The organism is Sphingopyxis sp. (assembly GCF_036675685.1).
GTDB lineage: Bacteria > Pseudomonadota > Alphaproteobacteria > Sphingomonadales > Sphingomonadaceae > Sphingopyxis.
Genome location: NZ_JAKFEM010000036.1, coordinates 20,073 through 41,862, shown reverse-complemented (window position 1 = coordinate 41,862; position 21,790 = coordinate 20,073). Strand labels below are relative to the sequence as shown.

The following is a 21,790-nucleotide window of genomic DNA, read 5'->3' as shown; positions in this document are numbered from 1 at the left end:
GGTTTTACGGGCTTACCGGCTCGTCGTCATTGTCGTCGTCGAGCGCCAGCCAGACGCCGCCGGCGATGATCGCGAGCGCCAGCACCATCGGAATCCAGTTCGCCCCTTCGAGTTCATTCTGACCATCGGTGACGGATACCGCACGGGCGCTGTCCAGTGCAGGCGCAGCCGAAGCGGCCACCGGCGAAAGGATCATCGACGTTGCGGCGATCGAGATCGCAGCCTTTTTCCAGAGAATCATGGCAAACTCCTATTGCAGCCGGTGTAGAACGCGACGGACAGGGTTTTGTTCCATTGTCCAAGGGGCTGTGACGCGCCCGCGTCGGGCCGGGCTAGGCCGCCTCGAACCGAATCGGCAGGCGCTTCAGTCCGCCGACGAACACCGATTCGACTCGCGCCGGTTCGCCCGCGAGTTCGAGGTTTTTGAGCCGTGGCAACAGTTCCTCCATCAGGATACGCATCTCCATGCGCGCGAGATGCTGGCCGAGGCAGACATGCGCGCCGAAGCCGAAGGCGATCTGCTGGTTCTTTTCGCGGTCGGGATCGAAGGTGAAGGGATCGCCGAACACCGCCTCGTCGCGGTTGCCCGATACATAATGGAGCATCAGCCAGTCGCCCCCACGGATGGTCTGGCCGCCGATTTCGACGTCTTCTTTCGCGCTGCGCATGAAATGCTGGACCGGCGTCGTCCAGCGGATCGCTTCCTCGATCAGCCCCGCCTTGTCGCTGTCAGCGGCGCGGAAACGCTCGAACAGTGCGGGATTCTTCGCCAGCTCCATCATCGCACCCGCGGTCGACGCGCTCGTCGTGTCGTGCCCCGCGGTCGCGACAATCATATAATAGCCGGCCAGTTCGCGGTCGGGGATCTGCTCGCCATTGATCGTCGCATTGGCGATCACCGTCGCGATGTCCTCGCGCGGGTTGGCGCGGCGCTCGGCAGTCAGCGCGCCGAAATAATGTTCGAAATCGGCGATGACATGGCCCAGCATCGCGATCGCCTGTTCGGCGCTGGTGATCGCCTCGCGGCTGCGGTTGAGTTCGGGGTCGGTTGGGCCGAACAATTGCTGGGTCAGCATCAACATGCGCGGCTCGTCTTCGGGCGGGACGCCCAAAATATCCATGATGACGCGCAGCGGGTAATGCGCCGCGACGTCGCGCGCGAAATCGCATGTCTCGCCCGCTTCCAGCATATGGTCGACCGTCTCGCGCGCAATTTGCCGAATGCGCTCTTCGACGATCTTGAGGTTCTTGGGCATGAACCAGCTCTGCGTCAGCAGTCGGTATTTCATATGGTCGGGCGCATCCATCTGGACCAGCGAGCGGATGAGGTGCCCGTCATTGTTCGGGGTCGCCGCACGCGCCAACGCCTCGCCGTCGCGGTTCGTCAGCACCGTCGGGCGGATGCCGTTCGCGAAGCGCTGCGGATCGCGGCTGATCGCCATGATGTCGGCGTGGCGCGTCACGAGCCAGAAGGGATCGTGATCGTGATTCTCCGCCACAGCGAGCGGCGCGTTCGCCCGCGCCCATGCGAGCTGCTCGTGCAGCGGGTCCCAATTGCCGTATGCGACGGGGTCGACGACGGCGGCGGCTACCTCTCCAGGCAATATAGGTTTTGTCATGAAACCAAAGCTGCCCCATCGCGTGCCGTCTGTCGAGCCTCGACGACGGCCTGCCGAAAGGGGGCGTTGCACGGGTCGATGCATGCGCCTAGCCGGGGCCGCAAATCATACCGGGGATCGCCATCATGAAACGCTCGACTCGTCATTTGCTCGTTGCCGCCGTCTCGTCGCTCGGCCTCGCTGCCTGCGCCGCGCAGCCGGGGATCGAATCCCCCGCCCCCGCCGGCGCGTCGGCGCTCACGGGCGCGCCGCTCGATTCGAGCGTGCCGAGCCAGCTGCCGCGAATCGCGCGGCCGGTGCATTACGACATCAGCGTGACGCCCGACGCCAAGGCGCTGAGCTTTGCCGGCGAGGCGGGCATTGACCTCGAGCTTTACGAGCCCTCGGCGACGCTGACGCTGAACGCGCTCGACCTCGTTTTCGCGAGCGCAAGCCTGACCGGCGCCGACGGCCAGGCGATTCCGCTGACCGTCGCGGTCGACGCCGCGGCGCAAACCGCGACCTTCACCGCCCCCGCGCCGCTCGCACCCGGCAAATACCGCCTGACCACCCGCTACACCGGTACGATCAACACGCAGGCGAACGGGCTTTTCGCGCTCGACTATCCCGACAAGGTCACGGGGAGCGAGGTGCGCGGACTGTTCACCCAGTTCGAGGCGCCCGATGCCCGGCGCTTCGTTCCGAGCTTCGACGAGCCGAGCTACAAGGCGACCTTCACCCTCTTGGCGACCGTCCCCGCGGGCGATCTGGCGGTAAGCAACATGCCCGTGACGAGCGAAACCCCCGTCGCGGGCGGCAAGAAGACGGTGACCTTCCAGATCTCGCCCAAAATGTCCTCCTACCTCCTCTTCTTCGCGACCGGCCATTTCGAGCGGCTCGCGGCGAAGGGCGCGAGCGGCGCCGAAGTCGGCATCGTGTCGCCCAAGGGATCGGGCGAGCAGGCGCGCTTCGCGCTCGACAGCCTCGGCCCCTTGCTCGGCTATTACAGCGACTATTTCGGCCAGCCCTATCCGCTGCCCAAGCTCGACAATGTCGCGGGGCCCGGCCAGTCGCAATTCTTCGGCGCGATGGAAAATTGGGGCGCGATCTTCACCTTCGAGCGCATCCTGCTCGACGATCCAAAGATCACCAGCGATGCGGCACGCCAGCAGATTTACACGACGCAGGCGCATGAGGTCGCGCACCAATGGTTCGGCGATCTCGTCACCATGGCGTGGTGGGACGACCTCTGGCTTAACGAAGGCTTCGCGAGCTGGATGGAAACCAAGGCGAGCGACCATTTCCACCCCGACTGGCAACCTTTGCTCGACCGCGTCGACGGCCGCGAGCGCGCGATGGGGCTCGACGCCTTTGCGACGACGCACCCGATCGTCCAGACGATCCGCACCGTCGAGGACACCAACCAGGCGTTCGACGCGATCACCTACCAAAAGGGCGAGGCGGTTATCACGATGCTCGAAGCCTATGCCGGCGAGAATGTGTGGCGAGCGGGCCTGCGCGCCTATATGGAAAAGCATAAATATGCGAACACGCGCACCGACGATCTGTGGAACGCGGTCGAGGCGGCGGGCGCGAAGGGGCTGACCGCCATCGCGCATGATTTCACCAACCAGCCGGGCATCCCGCTGCTCCACGTCGGCGCCGTGACCTGCGCGGGCGGCAACACGACCGTCCCGCTGACGCAGGGCGAATTTTCGCGCGATCGCAAGGACGGCGTCGACGCCGCAGGCCGCCGCTGGCAAGTGCCCGTCCTCGCGCGCGCTGGCAATGGCGCGATCGCGCGGCAGGTGATTGAGGGCGGGACCGGCACGCTGACCTTGCCCGGTTGCGGCGCGGTGCTGATCAATGCGGGGCAGGCGGGCTATTATCGCACCCTCTATTCGCCTGCAGCGCTGACAACGCTCCGCAGCAATTTCTCGGGGCTCGCCCCGATCGACCAGCTCGGGCTGCTCGGCGACAATTTCGCGCTCGCTTATGCCGGCTATCAGCCGATGGGCGCCGCGCTCGACCTGCTCGCGGCGACGCCGCAGGATGCGAATCAGAAGCTGCTCGGCGACGTCGCGGGGCGGTATGCGATTCTTTACGACATGTTCGACGATCAGCCGGCGGTGCAGAAACAGATCGCGGCGCGTGGCACCGCGGCGCTCGGCCCGGCGATGCAGCGGCTCGGCTTCGACGCGCGCGCCGGCGAACCCGCGCTCGACAGCATCTTGCGCTCGGACCTGCTCAAAGCGCTCGGGACACTCGGCGACGCCAAGCTGCTCGCCGAGGCGCGGCGGCGCTTCGCGCTGCTCGACCGCGACCCCGCCGCGCTCGACGGCCCGCTGAAGTCGCGCTGGCTCGGCATTGTCGCAGCGAATGCGAGCGAGGCCGAATGGGCCAAGTTGCGCGGGCTCGCCAAGGCGTCGAAGTCGGCGGTCGAACGCATCACCTTTTACACCCTGCTCGGATCGACGAAGGACGAAGGCCTTGCCAAGCGTGCGCTCGACCTCGCGCTCACCGACGAGCCCGGCAAGACGGTCAGCGCCGGGATCATCGACGCCGCCGCGCGGGGCCATGCCGAGCTGGCGGTCGATTTTGCGCAGGCGAACCAGGCCGCGGTCGACCGGCTGATCGACGCCTCGGCGCGCGCGCGCTTCCTCGCGGGGCTCGCCGCTTCGTCGAACGACCCCGCGATGATCGCGAAGCTTGAGCGGATCGCGGCGCCGCTGCCCGCCGATGTGCGCAAACCTTATGACAAGACGCTGGCCAGCCTGAGGGAGCGCAGCGTCAGCCGCCCGCGCATCAAGGGCGAAATCGTCAGCTGGCTGAAGGCAAAATAAGGAGACAGCCGATTTCGTCATTCCCGCGAAGGCGGGAATGACGAGGGCGGACTATTACTCGGCCGGCTGCGGCGTCCCGACCGGCATCGCGCTTTCCCATTCGGCGCGCGCGCGGCGGATCATCGCCTTGAGCGCATCGGCATGGCGCTGCCACGCAGCCGCAGCCCGGGCATTCCATGCCGTGCCCGCCGCGGCGCCCACTTCGGCGACCGTCATGTCGATGAAGGCGTCATATTCGGCAATCGGCAGCGGCCCATAGGCGCGGTGGGTGAAGACGAGTTCGGCGACGAGTGGCCACACCCAGCTTTCGCCCTTCGCGAGGCCGAACATCATCTGCAGTGTTTCGTCGGTCATCCGCCGCGACGAGGCGTCGACGACCATGAAGCTCGCGCGGCGTTCGGGAAAAGCGGCGAAGAAGCGGTCGAAAAGCGGGATACGAATGTCGATGCCGGCGTTGGCGACGGCGATGAGGCTCGCCTCCATCAGCGCGGCATCGGCCTCGCTCACTTGAACAGGCTGCCCAATATCCCGCGCATCAGCTGGCCGCCAAGCTTGCCCGCAACCTGGCGGCCGATGCTCGTCGCCGCCGAGCGCGCAGCCGACTGGACCATTTTCTCGGTCATCGACGGCTTGGCCGCCTCGCGCGCCGCGGCCTTTTCGAGCCGCAGCCGTTCGCGTTCCTCGGCCGCCTTTTGCTTTGCCTCTTCCTTGGCAGCGATCGCGGCCAGCTTGTCGGCCTCGACCTGCGCCTTTGCCTCGATCGCGGCGGCTTGCGCCTGCTCAGCCTTGACGGCGAGCAGCTCCTCGGCGCTTTCGCGGTCAACCGCGGTGTCATATTTGCCTTCGACCGGCGAGATCGACTTGATGATCGCGCGTTCCTTGGCGTCCAAAGGACCGGCGCGCGAGCAGGGCGGCTTGATCAGCGTGCGTTCGACCGGCGACGGCGCACCATCGGCCATCAGTAGCGACACCAGCGCCTCACCCACCTTGAGTTCGGTGATCTCGCGAGCCACATCGACCTTGGGGTTGGGGCGGAAGGTGTCGGCAGCCGCCTTCACCGCTTTCTGGTCGCGCGGGGTGAAGGCGCGGAGTGCGTGCTGGACGCGGTTGCCGAGCTGGCCGGCGATCGTTTCGGGAACGTCGATCGGATTTTGCGTGACGAAATAGACGCCGACACCCTTCGAGCGGATCAGGCGCACGACCTGCTCGATCTTTTCGGTCAGCGCGGGCGGCGCGTCGTCGAACAGCAGATGCGCCTCGTCGAAGAAGAAGACGAGCTTCGGCTTGTCGGGATCGCCGACCTCGGGAAGCGTCTCGAACATCTCGCTGAGCATCCAGAGCAGGAAGGTCGCATAGAGCTTCGGGCTCGCCATCAGTCTGTCGGCGGCGAGAATGTTCACATAGCCGCGGCCGTTCTCGTCGCAGCGGATCATGTCCATGATGTCGAGCGCGGGCTCGCCGAAGAAATTCGCGCCGCCCTGGCTTTCGAGCGTCAGCAATTGCCGCTGGATCGTACCGACCGTGGCCTTTGACACATTGCCATATTTGGTCGTGAGTTCGTCGGCATTTTCGGCGCACCAGGCGAGCATCGCCTGCAGGTCGCCGAGGTCGAGGAGGAGCAGATTCTGTTCGTCGGCGATCCGGAAGGCGATCGCGAGCACGCCTTCCTGCACCTCGTTCAAACCCATCAGCCGCGCGAGCAGCAGCGGCCCCATTTCGGAAATCGTCGTACGAACGGGGTGCCCCTGTTCGCCGAACAAGTCCCAGAAAATCACCGGATTGTCGCGGTACGCCCATTCGCTGTCGCCAATCTCGGTCGCGCGCGCGGCGAAAATCTCGTGCGTTTTCGACATCGGGCTGCCCGCCATCGCCATGCCGGCAAGGTCGCCCTTTACGTCCGCCACGAACACCGGGACACCGACCGCCGAAAAGCCCTCGGCCAGCCCCTGCAGCGTCACCGTCTTGCCGGTGCCGGTCGCGCCGGCGATCAGCCCGTGGCGGTTGGCGCGTTTCAATACCAGCGACTGGCGCGGGCCATCGGCTGCTCCGCCGCCGCCCAGGCCGATATAGATCTCGCTTGCCGTGCTGCCGTCGCTCACCCGCTATCCTCCGCTCTTGAACCTGTTCTCAAGGGTCTAGAGCGGAGGGGCAGCGCTGCCAAGCGTCATCCCATGATGAAGGCGTTGAGCTTGTTGCCGTCGGGGTCGCGGAAATAGCCGGCGTAGAATCCCTCGCCGCGCGGTCCCGGAGGGCCTTCGCAGGTGCCACCGTTCGCCAGCGCGATGTCGTAAAGCCGCTGGACCTGTTCCTTGTCCTTCGCCTCCAGCGCGACCATCACCCCATTGCCGACGGTCGCCACATTGCCGTCGAACGGTCGGGTCAGGCCGATGCCCGCCCCGCCGCCGGGCTTGCCCCAGGCAATAAAGCCGTCGAATTCCATCATGCGCGGCGTGTCCAGTTCAGCCGCGATGGCGTCGTAAAAGACCGCCGCCTTTTCCAGGTCCTTGGTCCCCAGTGTCACATAACCGATCATCGTCTCTCTCCCGACTCGTGGTGTTTGGAACATAATAGGAACGCTCTGCCTTGCTGGCAAAGAAAAACGGGCGCCGGACCCAAAGGTCGCGGCGCCCGCCTTGTCATGTCTTTCAGATCGCGTCAGCTTTTGACGCGGATCGCGATAAAGGCCGACGGCTGGCCGCGGCGCAGGATTTCGAGCAGCACCGCATCGCGTCCGGCCTTTTTGGCGTCGGCGACCGCCTTGGCGAGCGCATCGCTGGACGTGACCGGTGTGCGGTTAGCGCTGAGGATCACGTCGCCGCGGCGCAGGCCCTTGCGCCCCGCGTCGCTGTTCGCCGACGCGGCGCCGATCACCAGGCCCTTGGTTCCGGCATCGACGCCCACCGCGCGCGCGATGTCGGGGGTCACCACCTGCACCGAAAGCCCCAGCTCTTCCTGGATTGCCTTGTCCGCCGCGCCGCTCGGATCCTCGGGCTCTGCCTGCTCCGCCTCGGGATCGAAATTGCTGCCGGCCAGCTCTTCCTCGGGCGGGCGCGTGCCGACCAGGACGTTGAGCGTCATCGGTTTGCCGTCGCGAATGATCTCGAGCGGGATGCGCGTGCCGGGCTTGGTGTTCGAGACGATGTAGGACAAGGTCTGCTGCGGCGTGACGTCCTTGCCGTTGACCTTGGTCACCACGTCGCCGCGCTTCAGCCCGGCCTTTTCGCCTGCCTGCGCCGGCTCGATGCGCTGGATGAACTCGCCGCGATCCTTGGGCAGGCCGAGCGCCGCCGCCAGATCCTCGTCGACCGGCGCGATGCCGATGCCAAGATAGCCGCGCTGGACCTTTTCGCCGGCGCGCAGCGCGTTGATTACGGGAATCGCCGCGTCGGCGGGGATGGCGAAGTTGACGCCGATGTTCGCGCCGACGGGCGAGATCAGCATATTGTTGATGCCGACGACATTGCCGTGCAGGTCAAACAGCGGGCCGCCCGAGTTGCCGCGGTTGATCGCGGTATCGGTCTGGATATAGCGGTCATAGGCCGTTCCCGTGCCGATATTGCGCTGGACCGCCGAGATGATGCCCGCGGTCACCGTCGAGCCGAGGCCGAGCGGATTGCCGATCGCAATCACCCAGTCACCAACGCGCGCGGTGCTGCTGTCGGCGAATTTCACGAACGGCAGGCCGGTCGCATCGATCTTGAGCAGCGCGAGGTCGGACGCCGCATCGCGGCCGACGATCGTCGCCTTATATTCCTTCTGGTTGGTCAGCGTCACCGTGACCTGATTCACCGCCTCGCCGCGCGGACCGCCCGAAATAACATGGTTGTTGGTGACGATATAACCGTCGGCCGAAATCAGGAATCCCGAACCGCCGCCCTGCTGTTCCTGCGTAATCGGCTCGCGCGTCCCGGCAAAGGGGTTGAGCCGGACTCCGAGCGTCACTTCCTGCTTGGTCGAGATGTTGACGACCGCGGGCTGGAGCTGTTCGACGAGGTCGGCGAAGCTTTCGGGCGCGCCCGATCTGGGCACGACCTTGGCGATTTCGCTCTTTTCATTCTGCGCGACCTGCGCGCCGACGGGGGATTGGGTGACCAGCGCCAGCGCGGTGCCACCCGCCAGCAAGGCCGAAGTGATGCCATATACATAACGCACGATCGAAATTCCTCTTCTCTTACGTAAAACTCTTGGGCCCCGGCGGCGGCTGTCTGCGGCGAAGCGGCTGAACGGTATTTGAACATGAACGGCGCTTGCACGCGCCGTTCATGTTCGTCCTGTCGATCAGTCGCCCCGAAAACGGCGCAGATAATCGCTGTTCGGCGACAGGATGATCGAATTGTCGGCGCCCTTCGACGCATCGCCCAGGAACGTCTGCCGATAGCTTTGCATCGCCCGGTAGAAGTCATAAAATTGGGCGTCCTTGCCATAGCTTTCGGCATAGATGCGCGCTGCCTCGGCGTCCGCGTTACCGCGGATGATCTGCGCTTCCTTCTGCCCGAGCGCGCGGATCGACACCGATTCCTGCTCGCGCGCCGAGCGCATCCGCGCAAAAGCGGCGTCAAGCGGGGTGCCGGCCGGAAGGTCGGCGCGCTTGATCCGGACGTCGATCACTTCGGCGCCATAACGCCGCGCCTCGCGGTTGAGCGCATTCTGGATGTTGGTCATCACATTGCCGCGCTCGGCCGAAAGGAGCGAGGCGAAGCTGCGCTTGCCGAGTTCGTTGCGCAGCGACGAACCGAGGATCGAGGTCAGCTGGCCTTTCAGATTCTCCTCGCTGCGGATCGACGTATAGGTGCGCGCCGGATCGGTGATGCGGAACCGGGCAAAGGCGTCGACCTCCAGCAGATATTGGTCGGTCGTCAGAACCCTTTCATTCTGCATGTTCGCGCCGAGGATGCGCTTGTCGAAGAACACCACCGAATCAATGAACGGAATGCGCGCGAGCAGGCCCGCGCCGGCGCTGCCGAAGCGTTCGTTCGCGTGATATTTGTTCACCACGCTGTTGATCTGGCCATAGCGGATGACGATCGCCTGCTTGTCCTCCGGGATGATGACCAGCGTCGTCGCGAGCACGACCAGCGCGGCGAGCAGGATGAAGATCAGCCGCAGCGGGCGGCCGAACAGATTGTCGAAGAAGCTCATCGGCCGCTCTCCACCGTCACCGGCGCCTCGGCGGCGCGGCGGCGCAGTTCGGGCAGCGGCAGATAGGGTGTGACCCCGCCCGATTCGACGATCACCTTGTCCACCGGCGCCAATACCTGCTCCATCGTTTCATAATAAAGCCGCCGCTTTGTGACTTCGGGCGCCAGCTTGTACTGCTCGTAGATCTTGTCGAACTCCGACGCTGCGCCGCGCGCGCGTTCGAGCACGGTGCTGGCATAGGCTTCGGCCTCGTTGATGTTCGATTCGCGTTCCTGCTGCGCTGCGGTCACCTTGTTGAAGGCGTCGGTCACCTGTTCGGGCTGCACCGCGCGCTGGAGCTGGATCGCCTCGATGGTGACGCCGGCGCGATATTTGTCGAGCAGCTGCTGCATGCGCGTGCGCACTTCGCTCTCGATGCTGGCGCGGCGCGGACCGATTGCGTCGGTCAGCGTATAATTGGCAACCGTCGCGCGCATCGCGCTTTCGGCGACCTCGCGGATCGTGTTTTCCTGGTCGGCGATCTGGAACAGATATTGGTGCGGGTCGCGCACGCGCCAGCGCACCTCATAGCCGAGGTTGATGATATTCTGGTCCTGCGTCAGCACAAAATTCTGCGATTCATTGCTGGTCGCGCCGATCTTGAGCTCGCGGATCGACTGCACATTCTCGACCTGCACGCGTTCGAAGGGGGCGGGCAGCTTGAAATTGAACCCGGGGGCCATGGTGCGCGAATAGCTGCCGAGCGTCGTCACGACCCCGGCTTCGCCTTCGCGGATGATGTCCCAGCTTGAAAGCCCCAACCACAGGGCGACGATCGCGAGCGGTGCCCATTTCCAGAGCCGCGCCGATTCGGGCAGGTTGAACCCGCCCCCGCCGCCCGAGCCGCCGCCACCGAAACCGCCGCGCCCCTTGCGCAGCAATTCGTCGAGCGCCGAAGGCCCGCGCGGCTTCTGCGCGCGCCGCTGGTCGGCCGGATCGGGGGTTACCCACGGGTTGCGCGGACCGGGCTTCTTGCCGTCGCCCGAGCCATCGCCGTCACCGCCCTTGGGACCGCTGCCCCACGGGCTGTTCGCCATCTGGCTGATCTGATGGAAAAATTGCCGCAATCCCCTCGGGCTGCGGCGTCCCATGCTGCCGTCAATTTTGTCGTTCATACTGCTTTTATAGGGGCGGCGGGCGCGATTAACAGGGGGTGCGCGCGAAAATGGCTGGCAAATGCCCGGATCATGCCTATCTGCCGCGGACATGACCGAACAAAGCGCCGACATCGCCCGCCTGACCGCCGCCGCCGCCGAACTGAGCGAAGGGCGAGCGTCGGGCCTGCGCCTGCTCGACGATAAGGGGCTGCTTGCCGTCGTGCTCGATGTGTCGGGGCTCGCGGTCGAAGACCGCCAGCCGCTCGAGGACAAGCTACGCGCCGGCCTGCTCGCCGAAGCGGGCGTGCGCGAGGTGCGCATCGCAATGACCGCCGAGAAAAAGACGATGACGATCATCGCGGTGGGCAGCGGCAAGGGCGGCGTCGGTAAATCGACCCTCGCCGCCAACCTCGCGGTCGCGCTGCGGCGACTGGGCGTGAAGGTCGGGCTGGTCGATGCCGACATCTATGGCCCTTCGCAGCCCCGGCTGATGGACAGCGAACATGTGAAACCCGAATCGCGCGGATCGAAGCTGGTGCCCGTGCCCAACGCCTATGGCGTGCCGATGCTGTCGACCGGACAGATCGCCGCCCCCGGGCAAGCAATCGCATGGCGCGGCCCGATGGCGGGCAAGGCGCTCGAACAGCTCGTCGACGCGAGCTGGGGCGACATCGACACGCTCGTTGTCGACCTGCCCCCCGGCACCGGCGACGTCCAGCTGACGATGATCCAGCGGCACAAGCCCGCCGGCGCGATAATCGTCTCGACCCCGCAGGACCTCGCACTGATGGACGCGACGCGCGCGATCAGCCTGTTCGAACAGGCCGAGGTGCCGATCATCGGCCTCGTCGAAAATATGGCGGGTTATGCCTGTCCGCATTGCGGCGAAGTCAGCGACCCGTTCGGCAGCGGCGGCGCCGAAGCCGCCGCGAAGACGATGGGTCTCGACTTCCTCGGCCGCGTGCCGCTGTCGATGGGCATCCGGCTTGCCAGCGATGGCGGCGTGCCGCCGGCGGCCGGAACCGACCCGACGGGCGAGCCGTTCCATGCGATAGCGGCGAAGGTCGCCGAATGGCTGAACACACGAAAGGGGCGATGATGGCGATCAACGACGAAAGCGAAATCCGCGAGTTGCTCGGGCAAAAGCGCCGCATCGCGGTGGTGGGCGCCTCGCCCAACCCCGCGCGCGCCTCGAACGGCGTCCTCGCCTTCCTCGTCGCCCAAGGCCATGACGTGATCGCGGTCAATCCGGGCCACGCGGGCAAGACCATCCACAGCGCCCCCGTCGTCGCGACGCTCGCCGACGTCGAGCCGCCCGCCGAACTCGTCGACATCTTCCGCAACAGCGAAGACGCCGGCACCGCGGTCGACGAGGCGATCGTCCATGGCGCCAAGGCGGTGTGGATGCAGATGGGGGTCATCAACGAGGCCGCGGCGAAACGCGCTGAGGACGCGGGGCTGGTCGTGGTCATGGATCGCTGTCCGAAGATCGAAATCCCGCGGCTCGGCCTGCTACGGTGAAGGCTGCACTGACGCTGCTCGCTGCGACGATGCTCGCGGGGTGCGCAATCACGCCCGCCGCCACGAATCCGCAGGAGGCTTTCTTCGCCGCGCTCGCGGCGCGCTGCGGCCAGGCCTATGCCGGCAAGCTCGCGAGCGATCAGGACGCCGATGCCGACATGCGCGGCAAGGCGATGGTGATGCACATCCGCCATTGTACCCCCGACCGCATCGAAATCCCCTTCCACATCGACGGGCTTGGTCCCGATGGCGGCTGGGACCGGTCGCGGACGTGGATCATCAGCCGGACCACGACGGGCCTGCGCCTCAAGCACGATCATCGCCACGCCGACGGCAAGCCCGATGCGGTCACCCTTTATGGCGGCGACACCGCCAATGCCGGAACGCCGACGCGCCAGATTTTCCCTGTCGACGCCGAATCGATCGCGATGTTCAAGGCGACCGGCCGCGCCGTTTCGGTCACCAATATCTGGTCGGTCGAAACCACCACCGACGGCTTCACCTATGGGCTGGACCGCGCAGGGCGGCATTTCCGCGTCGCGTTCGATTATGCCAAGCCGGTGACGCCGCCGCCCGCGCCCTGGGGCTGGTAGGGAACCGTTCCACCCGTCATACGCTGGACAGCCTAGATGGGAGAAGTCCATGCGCTACCAAACCCTTATGCTGCTTCCCCTGCTCGCGCTCGGCGCGTGCAGCGACAAGGCCCCCGACCCACGCGGGGTCGAACATGACGAAACCTTGCTGTCGGTATCGGCGACCGGCCGGTCCGAAACGAAACCCGACGAGGCGCGCTTCACCGCCGGGGTCAGCACGATCGCGGCGACGGCCGAGGCGGCGACGCAGCGCAACAACGAAACGATGACCAAGGTGACCGAGGCGCTCAAAGCCTTCGGCGTCGCGGGCAAGGACCTCCAGACCCGCCAGTTGACGGTGAACCGCATCGACTGGGGCGCCAACAAGGGCAAATATGAGGCGGTCAACCAGGTCGAGGTTCGGATGCGCGCGGTCGACAAGGCGGGCGAGGCGGTCGCCGCGACGACGCGGGCCGGCGCCAATGTCCTGTCGGGCCCGACCTTGCGCGTATCCGACCAGGAGGCCGCGACCAAATCGGCCTATGCCGCCGCCTATCGCGCCGCGCGTGCGCGCGCCGACGCCTATGCGGGCGCGGCGGGATTGAAGATCGACCGCGTCCTGACGATCCGCGATGGCGGCGATAATGCGCCGCCGATGCCCTATGCTGCGGATGCCGCCAATTACGAGGTCGCGGCGCAGTCGGCCGCACCGCCCTTCAATCCGGGGGTCAGCGAATCGCAGGTTTCTGTGCGCGTCGATTTCGCGTTGTCGGAGAAATAGGCGCCACCGACGGTCGCCATGAAGGCGCGATTTTCTTTGCGCCGATTCGCCGCCCTGACTATCAGCAGCGGGCATGGCGGGCATTCGCGACATAGTGGGGGAAAACAAATCGCGCCTGCCGCACGTCAGCCGCCGTTCGCTGCTGGTCGGCGCGACCGCGGCGGGGGGGCTTGCCATCGCGTGGAGCCTTTGGCCGCGCGATTACCAGCCCAATCTGACCGCCGCACCCGACGAGCATGTCTTCAACGCCTTCCTGAAGATCGGCGACGACGGGCATATCAGCGCGATCGTCCCGCAGTGCGAGATGGGGCAGGGCGTCACGACGCTACTGCCGCAGATCATGGCCGACGAGCTGGGCGCCGACTGGCGAACGATCGCGGTCGAAACCGCGCCGATCAACCCGCTTTATACGAACACGCTGCTCGTCGACGAGGATAGCAGGGTCTTCACGCCGCGGTCGGGCGTTCCCGATTTCGTGTCCGATGTGCGCAGCTGGGCGCGCCGCGAATGGGCGGTGCGCCACGCGGTGATGCTCACCGCGAACAGCTCGTCGGTGCGCATGTTCGAAGGGCCGTGCCGTGCCGCGGCGGCGCAGGCGCGCGCGCTGCTCATGATGGCGGCGGCGAAGCGCTGGGATGCCGACTGGGAACAATGCGACACGCAGGACGGTTTCGTTACCTTCGGCAAGAAGAAGCTGCGCTTTGGCGAGGTCGCGGCCGCCGCGGCGCTGCTCGAACCGCCCGCCGAACCCGTCTATCGCGCGAGCAGTCCGGACCCGCTTTACGGCAAAGAACTGACGCGGCTCGACCTGCCCGCCAAGATCGACGGGTCGGCCAATTATGCCGGCGACATCCGCCTGCCCGACATGGTGTTCGCGGCGATCCGCCAGGGTCCGCTCGGCGCGACGCGGCTCAAGGGGATCGACCGCAAGAAGGGGCACGCGTCGCCCGGCCTGCTCCACGTCGTGACGCACGAGCGCTGGGTCGCGACGGTGGCGCGCAACTGGTGGGCGGCGAACCGCGCGCTCGACCGGTTTGCCCCGGTTTTCGAGACGTCGGGAACACCGATTTCGACGGGTCGGATCGACAAGGCGCTGAAAGCGGCGCTGAAAGACGACGGCTATCGCATGTCGAGCGAAGGCGACGTCGGCGAGGCGATGACCGGCCGGACAAAGATCGCCGCCGAATATGCCGTTGCGCCCGCGCTGCATGCGCCGATCGAGACACGCTGTGCCACCGCCGCCCCCGACGGCGCGCGGCTGCGTATCTGGGTCGCGACACAGGCGCCCGCGCAGTGCCGCGACGCCATCGCGCGCGCGACGGGGCTGGCGCCCGGCAATGTCGTGCTGTTTCCGATGATGGCGGGCGGCTCGTTCGACGCCTGCCTCGACCATAGCGTCGCGGTGCAGGCGGCGATTATTGCGCTGCAGGTCAAACGTCCGGTCCAGCTCGCCTGGTCGCGCGCCGAGGAAATCATGCGCCTGCCGCCGCGCGCACCGGCGCGGGCGAAGCTGACCGCAACGCTCAATGCCGCGGGCGGGATCGACGCGCTGGTGACACGCATCGCGGTGCCGCCGACCAACCATGAGGTCCGCGACCGCCTCTTCGACAACACCCCACCCGACGTCGCGCAGCGCGCCGCGGCGGGCCGCGCCGATGCCGCCGCGGTCGATGGCGCCGCGAGCAGCTATGCGATCCCGCATCATGCCGTCGACCATTGCCCCGCCGACATCGGCCTGCCGACGGGGCGCTGGCGCGGCAATGCCGACAGCTACACCGCCTTTTTCAGCGAATGTTTCGTCGACGAGATGGCGGCGCGCGCGGGGACCGATGCGCTGTCCTATCGCATGGCGATGCTCGGCAATGCGCCGCTGCTCGCGCGCTGCCTGCTCACCGCGACCAGCCTTGGCGGCTGGGAGGGCGGGCTGTCGGGGACCGCGCAGGGGCTCGCGTGCCATTCGATGCGCGGCAGCCATATCGCGCTGATGGCGACCGCGCGGCAAAGCGACCGCGGGTTGCAGGTCGAGCAATTGGTCGCGGTGGTCGACGCCGGGCGGCTGGTCAATCCGACGATCGCGCGGCAGCAGATCGAGGGCGGGCTGATCTTCGGGCTCGCCGCGGCGGTCGGTGCCACGACCGATTATGAAGGCGGCGTCGCGACCGCGCGCAAGCTCGGCCAGCTCGGCCTGCCCGATCTGTCGCAATGCCCGCAAATCCTGGTCGAATTTATCGATAGCGACCGCGAACCCGGCGGGCTGGGCGAGATCGGCGTGCCCGTCGTCGCGCCCGCGATCGCCAACGCGATGTTCGCCGCGACCGGCCGCCGCATCCGCCGCATCCCCCTGTCGGCGCAGCCGGTATGACAAGCGCCGGCGCATTCGCTGTGAACAAGCCGTCGCAGATCGGCGTGCTGCTGGTCAACCTCGGCACCCCCGATGCACCCGATGCTGGGGCAGTACGAAAATATCTGGCCGAGTTCCTCTCGGACCGCCGCGTCGTCGAAATCCGGCAAATATTGTGGCAGCCGATCCTGCGCGGGATCATCCTGACCACGCGCCCGAAAAAATCGGCGCATGCCTATGCGCAGGTGTGGACTGATGAAGGCTCACCACTCGCCGCGATCACGCGCGCGCAAAGCGCGGCGTTGCAGGCGGCGTTCGGCGAAACGGTGCAGGTCGCTTATGCGATGCGGTACGGCGAGCCGGCTATCGGCCCCGCGATCGACGCGCTCATGGCGGCTGGATGCCAGCGCATATTGGTCGCGCCGCTCTATCCTCAATATTGCGCCGCGACGACCGCCACGGTGGTTGATGCCGTCGGTGCGCATCTAAAGACGCTCCGCTGGCAACCGGCGCTACGCTTCCTGCCGCCCTATCATGGCGACGTCAGCTATCTTGAGGCTTTGAAAGCATCGGTGGAAACGGGGCTCGCGATGCTCGATTTCAAGCCCGATGTGCTGCTCGCAAGCTTCCACGGCATGCCCGAACGAACGCGCGCGCTGGGCGACCCCTATCACGACCAGTGCCGGGCGACCGCGCACCTGCTCTCAAAAGCGCTGGGCCGACCCATCGAGGTCGCGTTCCAGTCGCGTTTCGGCCGCGCCAAATGGCTGGAACCTGCAACCGACGCGCGGCTCGAGCAGCTCGGCCGCGAAGGCCGTAGCGTCGTCATTTTCGCGCCCGGCTTTTCGGCCGACTGCCTCGAAACGCTCGAAGAACTGGCGATCCGCGGCAAGCAGCAGTTCGAAGGCGCCGGCGGACGGCATTTCGCCTATCTCCCCTGCCTCAACGCCGACGCGCCCGGCATGGCGATGCTGGAAGAACTGGTGCGGCGCGAACTCGCGGGATGGCTCTGATCCGGCCTGCTTACCAACTGTTTAGGTCCATGCGCTAGACTCGTCCGACACGGCGCCGAAAAGGCGTGGTCGCGCGAATTTGGAGGTACGCCATGAACCAGGTCGAATCGGCAGCATTGGTGCTGGCCGGGCTCACGCTGGTCTTGCTGGCGATCGTCTTCGCGGTGTGGTGGAAGCGGCGCCCGCGCCCCGCCCCCGCCGCGCCGCGAGCCCCGCGCGAATCGCGCACGCCGGCCGAAAGCCGGATGCCGAAGCTGTCGCGCAAGGCCAGATCCGAAGTCGAAGATGTCGAAATCGCGCCGTCACGGCTCGCGCGGATCAGCCGCAAGACCCCGCTCGACGAGCCGGGCGAAACCGAATTCGAGCCCGCGCCGATCGCCGATGTCGAACCCGTGGCGGTCGAAGCGGTGCTCGAAGCGATGGCAGCAGAGGTCGAGGAGGAAGCGCACCGCCCCGACGAGCACCCCGAAGATCCCCCCGAAGAATCGGTCGCCAAAGCGGTGACGCTCCGCCTCGTCCCCCAAATCCCGCCGCGCGACGCGATTTCGACGAACAGCTGGCTCGGCGGCCGTCCGCGGCTGTCCGCTGGCATGGAATGGCCGAAGATCGACGACCAGCCCGCCGATTTCCTGGCCCAGATCAGCTGTGCCGAGCTGCCGCGCGACCTGTGGGGCGGGCTGGGGCCGCGCGATGGCGCGCTCGCCTTTTTTATCCACCGGCGGAACTATGAAATGCGCGTGTTCCACCTCCGCGATACCGGCATCCCCGTCGCGCCGCCCTTCACGCTCAACGATCCCGACGGCTGGTTCGGCCCGCACGGCGGCCTCGGCTTTGGCGATCTGGCGCCGTTCGCCGTGCGCGCCTTTCCCGAATGGCCGATCGACCTGGTCGCCGTCCGCCCCGGCGACGCCGATCCCCGCGACGAAGGCGATCCGAACGAGCCCGGTAGCGCGCTCTACAACCGCGGCTACGACATCGCCGACCCCGCCTTCCATCCGTTCGACTGGGGCAGCATGACCGCGATGATCGCGCTGCTCGAAATGCGGCTCGACCGGCTGAAGACCGAGGCGGCACCGCCCGCCGGCGCGAACGCCGAGGATGTCACCGAAATGGAGCAGCGCGCCGCGATCAACCGCGAGGCGCGGACGCGCGCCGAGGAAATCATCGCGATCGTCCACGACAGCGCGGCACGCGATGCCTTCTCGGCCAGCGACGCGACCGCGGTGATGTCGGCGCTCCATGCAATCCATTGGGCGAAGGCGATCCGCGCGGTCGACCCCGAAACGGGCGCCGAGCTGGTCGAGACGATCACCCTGCCGCTGACGACGCACCGCGCCGACGCCAATCTGTGGGTTCATGATTACCAGACCATCCTGTTCGACCGCGCGAAGCACGCCTGGTGCGCCAATCCGGACAGCCTGTCGGCCCCCGCGCGCGCCTTTTACGAACCCTGGTGGCAGGGCCTCGCAGCGCGCGAAATGGCGGCGATGGGCCACGTCCCCTTCCGCTATGTCCATGACTATGACGAGGAACGCGACGCCGTGCTGCTCGAACTGCCGACCAGCGGACTGATGAGCCGCGTCTTCGGCGACTGCGACAATCTGGTGGTGACGATCGCCAAGGCCGACCTCGCCGTCGGCGACTTTTCGAAGCTTCGGGTACAGGTGAGCAACTAGCCCCACCTAGTCCCCTGAATAGCTTTGCGATTGACGTAACAGTCAACTTGCGGCGTCCCGCCACGCAGCCTAATCATGATCCCATAAACTCTGTGGGAGAGGTGAATTTATGGCACGCGTAGCAATCGTCACCGGCGGCAGCCGCGGCATCGGGGAGGCGATTTCCCTGAAACTGAAGGAACAGGGCGTCACCGTCGTCGCCAACTATGGCGGCAATGACGAAAAGGCGCGCGAATTTACCGAGCGCACCGGGATCACGGCGATGAAGTGGGACGTCGGCGACCATCAGGCGTGCCTCGACAGCTGCGCGCGCATCGCCGAGGAGTTCGGCCCGGTCGACATCGTCGTCAACAACGCCGGCATCACCCGCGACGGCACGCTCGCCCGCATGAGCTATGACGATTGGGACGATGTGATGCGCGTCAACCTCGGCGGCTGTTTCAACATGGCCAAGGCCTGTTTCCCCGGCATGGTCGAGCGCGGCTGGGGCCGCATCGTCAACATCGGGTCGATCAACGGACAGGCCGGCCAATATGGCCAGGTCAATTATGCCGCCGCCAAATCGGGCATCCACGGTTTTACCAAGGCGCTTGCGCAGGAAGGCGCCAAGAAGGGCGTGACGGTCAACGCGATCGCGCCGGGCTATATCGACACCGACATGGTCGCCGCGGTCCCGCCGCAGGTGCTCGAAAAGATCGTCGCGAAGATCCCCGTCGGGCGTTTGGGCCAGGCCGACGAGATCGCACGCGGCGTGGCGTTCCTGTGCAGCGAGGATGCGGGGTTCGTGACCGGGTCGACGATGAGCATCAACGGCGGGCAGCATATGTATTGACGATGGCAGGCGCGTAACCAAGGCGTTCGCGTAGCGAACGACGCGGTTAGGCGCCGGTGCCGCGAAGCGGCAGCCATCGGCACGGCCAGCGGGGCGGCGATCCGAAAGATCGCCGCCCCGTCTGACGGCAGGCGGCGGCTTTGCCGTCGCCAACCAAGCCGCTACACACCAAGCATGACCGAACCCGCACCCTCGCTCTCCGCCGCGCAGCAAGACCTCTCCCGCGCTTACGCCGGCGGCGCGTCCGGCGTCCTCGTTTCGGGCCTCGTCTGGCTGATCGCCGGCGCGGTGTGGCAGCTTCACGGCACCATCGCGGCCTTCGCCGCGCTGTTCGTCGGCGGCATGACGATCCACCCGCTGGCGGTGCTCATCGAACGCATCACATTCAAAGCCCCGAAACCGACCACCGGCAAGGCGCTCGGAACGCTGGCGATCGAAGCGACGATCCCGCTGTTCGTCGGCGTGCTGATCGCGTGGGTTTTGCTGGTGCGCGCGCCCGACCTTGCGATCCCCACCTTCGCGGCCATCGTGGGCGCGCGCTATTTCCTCTTTCGCACCATGTATGGTGAGATCGCCTATTGGGCGCTCGGCGGGGCGATCCTGCTGGTTGCTGGGCTGGCGCTGTTCGGCTTCGGCCTTCCGCTCAACCTCGGCTTCCTTGTCGGCGCGATCGAACTGGTCGCGGCGGCATGGATCCTGCGGCGATGGCGCGCACGAACATGAGCGCTCCGCTCCACCCCCCGGTCAAACGCTCGGTCACCATAGCCGGCCACCCGACCTCGATCAGTCTCGAGCCGATGTTCTGGGATGCGCTGGAGGCCGAGGCAGCGCGGCAGTCTTTGCCGGTCAACGCGCTCGTCGCGCGCATCGATGTGGAGCGAATGGAGGCGGACGATCCGCCGAATTTGACCTCGGCGATCAGGCAGTGGCTCTGGCGGAATCGCCACGCAAATTAGAGCGCCTTGGAAGGCTCTGTTTCTTCGACTTTCTCGTCGAATCGCCCGCGTTCCAACATGAGATCGAGTGCCCGGCGCGCAATCGGTTGGATGCGTTGCGGCCAGCCCGTCGCGATGAATGCCCGCTCCGACATGTCCTTTGGCGTATTGTCGCAAGCCTGATCTAATACTTGTCTGACTTCAGTCAGAGCCTCTTGTTCCGCTTTGGTCAACGTCGACAGATCGGGAAATCCTCCATCTTCTCCGTGTGGAATCCAATCGTAAAACAGCTCAAAATAGTCGCTGAAACCGACCATCTGTACATGTTCTTCACCGTCCGAAAGCATGTCGAGCGCTTCCATGATGCGGTTGCGTATGCGCTGCTCGACCAGTCGTTCTGAAACCTGCTCGCCCATCGCCGCTTATCCAACCAAAGCCCCAGCCACCGCATGCCCGAACGCCGCGCCCTTGTCGGGGGCGTGATGCAGGAACAGCGATGGTTCGATCAGTTCGAGCTCCATGATGTGCAGCCTGCCCGCCGCGTCGCCGACCATATCGACGCGTGCGTAGACCGGCAGGGCCGGAGCGACCGCCAGCGCCGCCGCGGCGAGAGCCTGCGCCGCATCGCTCGCATCCCACGCGCTCTCGCGCCCGCCGAACTGTTCCTGGACGCGGAAGTCGCCCGACGCAGGGCGTTTGACGATGGCGTGGCTGAGTTTGCCGGCGAAGAAGAATAGCGAAACTTCGCCTTCGGTCAGAATACCGGCCATCAGGGGCTGGACCAACCGGCGCTGGCCAAGCGCATCGGCAGGGATCGTCGCGCCCAACGCGATACGGTGGGTGCCATCGGCGCCGCCCGAGATGGCGGGCTTGATGACGACTTCTTCGACACCGAGCGCCGCGCGGGCATCCATAAGCGCGGCGTTATCGAGCATCGCGACCTCGACCGTCGGCACCACCGCGACGCCCGCCGCCCCGAGTTCGGCAAGATACGCCTTGTCGCTGTTCCAGCGCAGCACCGGCACCGGATTGGCCACCGGCAGGGCTTCGGCCTCCAGCCGGTCGAGCAGCGCGTACCAGGCAGCGACATCGCGCTGATAACCCCAGGCAAAGAGCGGCAGGACCAGATCATAGCCCGACAGATCGCCGGGATCGCTCCACACCCGCTGCTCGACGATCAGCCCGGCCGCAGCCAGCGCCACCGCCTTGCGCGCAAAGGCGGGCTGCCATTTCTCGTAATAGTCAGGCGCCGGGACGAGGATCGCGACACGGGGCTGGAAGGGCATGGAGGGAGCTTTCCTAAAGCCCCTCCCCTTCAGGGGAGGGTTGGGGTGGGGGGCCTCGACCTTGCACAAGGACGATGGGCCCCCACCCGCTGCGACTAAGCCAGCAAGCTGGCAAGT

Annotated in this window: 21 protein-coding genes; 11 read left to right on the top strand and 10 right to left on the bottom strand. The window is 66.3% G+C overall.

All coding sequences use genetic code 11. The features are described 5' to 3' along the window. Positions 1-4 precede the first annotated feature (4 nt). Complete coding sequence (locus tag V6M50_RS15250; protein ID WP_332819425.1) at positions 5-241, bottom strand: hypothetical protein; 237 nt, start codon at positions 239-241, stop codon at positions 5-7. Positions 242-332: 91 nt separating this feature from the next. Next, positions 333-1,619: a cytochrome P450 gene (locus V6M50_RS15245; protein WP_332819424.1), complete on the bottom strand. Its 1,287-nt coding sequence runs from the start codon at positions 1,617-1,619 to the stop codon at positions 333-335. A gap of 125 nt (positions 1,620-1,744) precedes the next feature. Between V6M50_RS15245 and V6M50_RS15240 the strand changes: the two genes are divergently transcribed. Continuing rightward, positions 1,745-4,441: a M1 family metallopeptidase gene (locus V6M50_RS15240; RefSeq protein WP_332819423.1), complete on the top strand. Its 2,697-nt coding sequence runs from the start codon at positions 1,745-1,747 to the stop codon at positions 4,439-4,441. Between the two features lie 54 nt (positions 4,442-4,495). On the opposite strand, the gene V6M50_RS15235 is transcribed toward V6M50_RS15240, so the two are convergent. The 6 genes from V6M50_RS15235 to hflK form a co-directional block, all read right to left on the bottom strand. After that, the gene (locus V6M50_RS15235) at positions 4,496-4,948 is read right to left on the bottom strand and encodes a hypothetical protein (RefSeq protein ID WP_332819422.1); all 453 of its coding nucleotides are present in this window, start codon (positions 4,946-4,948) and stop codon (positions 4,496-4,498) included. Continuing rightward, positions 4,945-6,540: a helicase HerA-like domain-containing protein gene (locus V6M50_RS15230; RefSeq protein WP_443030527.1), complete on the bottom strand. Its 1,596-nt coding sequence runs from the start codon at positions 6,538-6,540 to the stop codon at positions 4,945-4,947. Before V6M50_RS15230 ends, V6M50_RS15235 begins: the two co-directional genes overlap by 4 nt. Before the next feature lie 65 nt (positions 6,541-6,605). Continuing rightward, positions 6,606-6,974 (bottom strand): VOC family protein, encoded by a 369-nt coding sequence (locus V6M50_RS15225; protein ID WP_332819421.1) that lies wholly within the window; start codon positions 6,972-6,974, stop codon positions 6,606-6,608. Between the two features lie 122 nt (positions 6,975-7,096). After that, positions 7,097-8,593, bottom strand: coding sequence for a Do family serine endopeptidase (locus V6M50_RS15220; protein ID WP_332819420.1), 1,497 nt, complete (start codon positions 8,591-8,593; stop codon positions 7,097-7,099). A 126-nt stretch (positions 8,594-8,719) separates the two neighbouring features. Further along, positions 8,720-9,580 carry a protease modulator HflC gene (gene hflC / locus V6M50_RS15215; RefSeq protein ID WP_332819419.1) on the bottom strand — a complete coding sequence of 287 codons (861 nt, stop codon included), beginning with the start codon at positions 9,578-9,580 and terminating at the stop codon, positions 8,720-8,722. Further along, positions 9,577-10,734 (bottom strand): FtsH protease activity modulator HflK, encoded by a 1,158-nt coding sequence (gene hflK / locus V6M50_RS15210; protein ID WP_332819418.1) that lies wholly within the window; start codon positions 10,732-10,734, stop codon positions 9,577-9,579. Before hflK ends, hflC begins: the two co-directional genes overlap by 4 nt. Positions 10,735-10,825: 91 nt before the next feature. Between hflK and V6M50_RS15205 the strand changes: the two genes are divergently transcribed. The 10 genes from V6M50_RS15205 (at position 10,826) to V6M50_RS15160 (ending at position 20,408) form a co-directional block, all read left to right on the top strand. Then, positions 10,826-11,815: an Mrp/NBP35 family ATP-binding protein gene (locus V6M50_RS15205; protein WP_332819417.1), complete on the top strand. Its 990-nt coding sequence runs from the start codon at positions 10,826-10,828 to the stop codon at positions 11,813-11,815. Then, positions 11,815-12,237, top strand: a complete 423-nt coding sequence (locus tag V6M50_RS15200; protein ID WP_332819445.1) for a CoA-binding protein — start codon at positions 11,815-11,817, stop codon at positions 12,235-12,237. Before V6M50_RS15205 ends, V6M50_RS15200 begins: the two co-directional genes overlap by 1 nt. Further along, positions 12,234-12,830 carry a hypothetical protein gene (locus tag V6M50_RS15195; RefSeq protein WP_332819416.1) on the top strand — a complete coding sequence of 199 codons (597 nt, stop codon included), beginning with the start codon at positions 12,234-12,236 and terminating at the stop codon, positions 12,828-12,830. Before V6M50_RS15200 ends, V6M50_RS15195 begins: the two co-directional genes overlap by 4 nt. A 49-nt stretch (positions 12,831-12,879) precedes the next feature. Continuing rightward, entirely contained in the window at positions 12,880-13,590 is a 711-nt protein-coding gene (locus V6M50_RS15190; RefSeq protein WP_332819415.1) for an SIMPL domain-containing protein, read from the top strand. 73 nt (positions 13,591-13,663) lie between these two features. Further along, positions 13,664-15,952 (top strand): xanthine dehydrogenase family protein molybdopterin-binding subunit, encoded by a 2,289-nt coding sequence (locus V6M50_RS15185; protein WP_332819414.1) that lies wholly within the window; start codon positions 13,664-13,666, stop codon positions 15,950-15,952. Continuing rightward, positions 15,949-16,944, top strand: coding sequence for a ferrochelatase (hemH, locus tag V6M50_RS15180; protein WP_332819413.1), 996 nt, complete (start codon positions 15,949-15,951; stop codon positions 16,942-16,944). The genes V6M50_RS15185 and hemH overlap by 4 nt, the downstream gene beginning before the upstream one ends. Positions 16,945-17,036: 92 nt before the next feature. Next, positions 17,037-18,620 carry a DUF1963 domain-containing protein gene (locus V6M50_RS15175; RefSeq protein WP_332819412.1) on the top strand — a complete coding sequence of 528 codons (1,584 nt, stop codon included), beginning with the start codon at positions 17,037-17,039 and terminating at the stop codon, positions 18,618-18,620. 109 nt (positions 18,621-18,729) lie between these two features. Beyond that, positions 18,730-19,452 (top strand): acetoacetyl-CoA reductase, encoded by a 723-nt coding sequence (gene phbB, locus V6M50_RS15170; protein WP_332819411.1) that lies wholly within the window; start codon positions 18,730-18,732, stop codon positions 19,450-19,452. A 174-nt stretch (positions 19,453-19,626) separates the two neighbouring features. Next, complete coding sequence (locus V6M50_RS15165; RefSeq protein ID WP_332819410.1) at positions 19,627-20,175, top strand: DUF7010 family protein; 549 nt, start codon at positions 19,627-19,629, stop codon at positions 20,173-20,175. Then, entirely contained in the window at positions 20,157-20,408 is a 252-nt protein-coding gene (locus V6M50_RS15160; protein WP_332819409.1) for a ribbon-helix-helix domain-containing protein, read from the top strand. Before V6M50_RS15165 ends, V6M50_RS15160 begins: the two co-directional genes overlap by 19 nt. Here the strand turns inward: V6M50_RS15160 and V6M50_RS15155 are convergent. Then, the gene (locus V6M50_RS15155) at positions 20,405-20,803 is read right to left on the bottom strand and encodes a hypothetical protein (RefSeq protein ID WP_332819408.1); all 399 of its coding nucleotides are present in this window, start codon (positions 20,801-20,803) and stop codon (positions 20,405-20,407) included. The two genes, V6M50_RS15160 and V6M50_RS15155, sit on opposite strands and share 4 nt — an antisense overlap. Before the next feature lie 6 nt (positions 20,804-20,809). After that, entirely contained in the window at positions 20,810-21,673 is an 864-nt protein-coding gene (locus V6M50_RS15150; RefSeq protein ID WP_332819407.1) for an ATP-grasp domain-containing protein, read from the bottom strand. Positions 21,674-21,790 lie beyond the last annotated feature (117 nt).